The organism is Pseudomonadota bacterium, assembly GCA_010028905.1.
Lineage (GTDB): Bacteria > Vulcanimicrobiota > Xenobia > RGZZ01 > RGZZ01 > RGZZ01.
In genome coordinates, this window is record RGZZ01000497.1 from 1 (window position 1) to 3,569 (window position 3,569).

4 protein-coding genes and 1 pseudogene are annotated in these 3,569 nt (G+C 66.7%); 3 read left to right on the forward strand and 2 right to left on the reverse strand.

The genetic code is table 11. From position 1 onward, the window contains the following. Nucleotides 1-333 (reverse strand): RNA degradosome polyphosphate kinase (locus EB084_21800; GenBank protein NDD30900.1); only part of this gene is annotated, 333 nt, incomplete at its 3' end. Between the two features lie 152 nt (nucleotides 334-485). Between EB084_21800 and EB084_21805 the strand changes: the two genes are divergently transcribed. The 3 genes and pseudogenes from EB084_21805 (at nucleotide 486) to EB084_21815 (ending at nucleotide 2,830) form a co-directional block, all read left to right on the forward strand. Further along, complete coding sequence (locus EB084_21805; protein NDD30901.1) at nucleotides 486-1,751, forward strand: glycosyltransferase; 1,266 nt, start codon at nucleotides 486-488, stop codon at nucleotides 1,749-1,751. Between the two features lie 69 nt (nucleotides 1,752-1,820). After that, nucleotides 1,821-2,507 (forward strand): annotated as a pseudogene (locus EB084_21810) (efflux RND transporter permease subunit). Nucleotides 2,508-2,536: 29 nt separating this feature from the next. Next, on the forward strand, nucleotides 2,537-2,830 hold the full coding sequence (locus EB084_21815; GenBank protein NDD30902.1) for an ATP-binding protein: 294 nt from the start codon (nucleotides 2,537-2,539) through the stop codon (nucleotides 2,828-2,830). A 26-nt stretch (nucleotides 2,831-2,856) separates the two neighbouring features. Here EB084_21815 and EB084_21820 read toward each other — a convergent pair whose 3' ends face one another. After that, entirely contained in the window at nucleotides 2,857-3,540 is a 684-nt protein-coding gene (locus EB084_21820; protein NDD30903.1) for an acid phosphatase, read from the reverse strand. Nucleotides 3,541-3,569 lie beyond the last annotated feature (29 nt).

Sequence of the window (3,569 nt, forward strand, 5' to 3'; positions counted from 1 at the left end):
GCCCGCTCGGGCGAGCTCGCCATGCAGTCGCCGCCACACCTCGTGCTGGCGCCGGTAGAGGCGGCGGGCCTCGGCGTCGACCGTTGTGAGCTGCTCGCGCACGCTGAGCCCATCGTAGCCCACGCGATCGAGGCCGGAATCGAGCTCGGCCCGCAGCCCCGCGACTCTCACCATGAAGAACTCGTCGAGGTTGCTGTCAGAGATGGCGAGGAAGCGCACGCGCTCGAGGAGGGGGTGGCGCGGGTTCTCGGCCTCGCCCAGCACGCGCGCGTCGAAGGCGATCCAGGAAAGCTCGCGGTTCAGGTAGCGTTTGGGGGGATGGGCGATGCTCATGGATGTGGCCTTTCGTGCGGGTGAAGGAGAATTCGCAGCCTATGGGGGATGGCTCCTCTCCCTGATGACGTGGAGCCTCCGGATTCGGTTCGCATCCCCATCGGCCGAGGTCGCGCGTCGTCTCAGTCCACCGCCGCGCAGAAGGAGAGCCCGTGTCGTCATCACCGCAGCGCGTCCTTCTCACCCCGGTTGGAAGCCACGGCGACATCCACCCCTTCATCGGTCTCGCCCTGGGATTGCGCATCCGCGGACATGATGTCCACTTCATCACGCTCCCGCACTACAGGCCACTCATCGAATCGCTCGGGTTTCCCCTCGCAACCGTGGGCACCGATGAAGACTTCGAATCGCTGACGCTGCACCCGGACGTCTGGCACCCGACACGGTCGGTGAACGTGATCTTCGGCCAGAACGGCATCGCACGCCGCCATCTGCGGGAGGGATACGCTCACGTCGAGGAGAGACATGTCCCCGGACGAACCATCGTGGTGGGCAGCCTGCTGGCCATGTGGGCGCGCACTGCGGCCGAGAAGATGCAGATCCCCATGGTCACCGTCCATCTGCAGCCTTCGGTTCTGTGGAGCACGGTTGATCCGCCGGAGCTTCCGGCGATGCGCATGCGTGACTGGTGGCCGCACTGGTTTCGCGAGGCCCTGTACGGATCGGCTGACCGCTATCTCTTCGATCGGCTCATCGGCCCGGAGCTCAACCGGTTTCGCGCCGAGGTCGGACTGCCCCCGGCCCGGCGCATCGTGAGCCGCTGGGCGCATTCTCCGGATCGCATCCTCGGATTCTTCCCGGCGTGGTATGCCGATGCGCCGGACTGGCCGGCGCACTTCCGCCACGCGGGCTTCGTGCGCTACGACCAGGGCGATTCGTTCGCCCTGCCTGCGCACCTCGAAGACTTCTTGACCCAGGGCGAGCCTCCCATCGTGTTCACGTTCGGTTCGGCCCAGCGCCAGGGGAGGCCGTACTTCACGGCCGCGGCGCAGGCCTGTCGCCTTCTCGGTCGTCGCGGTCTGCTCATCGCCCGCGGAGGAGACCAGATCCCGGACCGGCTGCCAGACGGGGTTGTGCACGTCGACTACGCGCCGTTCAGCCGGGTGTTCTCGCGCGCCGCCGCAGTGGTGCATCACGGCGGCATCGGTACCTGCGCCCAGGCGCTCTCGGCCGGGGTGCCCCAGCTGGTGATGCCGCTTGCCTTCGATCAGCCGGACAATGCCCAGCGCCTCGAGCGTCTCGGGGTGGGCGCCCGGCTTTGGCCCAAGGCCTTCACGCCGCCACGGGTGGCAGAGGCGCTGCGCAATTTGATGGCGTCTTCAGCCACGGCGAACCGAGCCATCGCCCTGGCCGAACGCATGCGCGACGACGACCCGGTGCAGGCCGCCTGCACCCTGATCGAGGAGATGCGGGGCTGAGCGCGGCCTGCCAAGACAGTGACCCCACCAGCAACGCAGTCAGTCGCATATCGGTGAGAGTCAACCTCGATGGGGCCTGTCCTCTCTGACCACCGTTCTCGGCGTGAGCCGGCTTCTTCATCTTCCTGTCATCGAGCATCGAGTCGACTCACTCCATGCGTCGTCTCGCCCTCGCTCTCATCATGGCGCTGCTCGTGTCGCAGCCGCCTGGCATCAGCGGCGTGCCCGCCGCCCGCGCGCGGGAGAAGGCCGCGGCCGATCGGGCGCGCTCCCACGCGGCCGGCGCACGCGAGCAGGTTGCGTCACAGGCCCGGGCGCGCGGTTCTGGCATCGGTGGGCGCTCTCTGCACCGTGTGCGCCGTACTCTTCCCCTTCCTGGGGAGCGAGTTCATCCCGGATCTGAGCGAGGGGGCCATCGCGGCGTCGGTCTTCTTTCCTCCGAGCACGCCCTTGGAGCAGACGTTGAAGCGCTGCGGAGAGGTGGAGCGCCTGCTGCGGGAGCGCTTTCCGGATGAGGTCGATCACGTCGTGAGCCGCGTCGGTCGAGCGGAGGTCGCCACCGATCCGATGCTGCCGAGCCAGGCCGACGTCTTCGTCGCGCTGCGACCTTCGAAGCAGTGGAGACAGGCCCGCACGCAGGCCGAACTGCTCGAGAGTGTCGCGAAGGTGTTCGAGTCGGTGCCCGGCATGGCGATGAGCTATACCCAGCCCATCAAGATGCGCATGATGGAGATGATTGAAGGTCAGGGCATGCGTTCAGATCCTGGTATCTTCTCGACAACGCGCTGCGGCACGCGCAGGGGGGAAGTGTGGTCAGCGTGCGCCTCGAAGAGGAGGACGCCGCACGGCTTCGCCTTGTTGTGGAGGATCAGGGTCCGGGCGTGCCTGTCGAAGAGCGGAAGCGCATCTTCGAATGGTTTCATCGCGTCGACAAGGCACGGTCACGCGCCATGGGTGGAACGGGGCTGGGCCTTGCCATCGTGCGTGGCATCGTCACGGCCCACGGGGGGCGTGTTCACGTCGAGAGCGGGGAGCGGGGAGGCGCCCGCTTCGTCTGCGTTCTCCCGCGGGAAGCCTGAGCGTCGCGGGTCGCGCGGGCCACTGCTCAGGGCACGAGGTAGAACGGATTCGGAAGCTTGAAGGCCTTGTCGGCGTATCCGCCGGCGAGGTCGCTCTCCTGATCGCCCACGTTGGCGATGATGTGATACCCCATCTCGGTGATGCGCTTGCGGCACGCGGTCTTGAACGTGGAGATGGAACGCTCGTGGTAGCCTGCGGGGGCCATCATCAGGTCGTTCCACGCGGGGTAACCGGCTTCGTGGAGATCATCGATGGTGATTGCGTGCATCGTCTCTCGCCGACCGGTGACGAAGAACACCGTCACGTTGCGGTTTCGAGCGTGTTCGTACAGCAGGCGTGTCGGTTCGAGCGCTTGCGCGCGCGTCTCGAGGCAGAACGTGTGGAACGACGGGTAGTCGAAGCCAAAGCTCAGCTTCTTGTAGTAGTCCCAGTTGGTGATGGCGGTCTCGTCGATGTCGAGAACCAGGGCGGCGCGTTCGGTGGCGCTCGTCTTCTCGATCCAGGCCTCGGCTTCATGGTCGATTGCGGCCACGTCGACGAGATATTCACCGGAGTCGTGGTAGGTCACGCATGCCTGCTTGAGGGTGGAGAGATTCATCTGCGGCGGGTTCGCGAGGGCGGGAGAGAAGGCGAGCGCGATGAGAAAAGCCACCACGACGCAGCGGCGAGAGATCGAGCGCCGAGGACGCATGGTGAGGGGCGCCCTCATGCCGCGGGTGCGGGCGGAGGGGTCGGAGG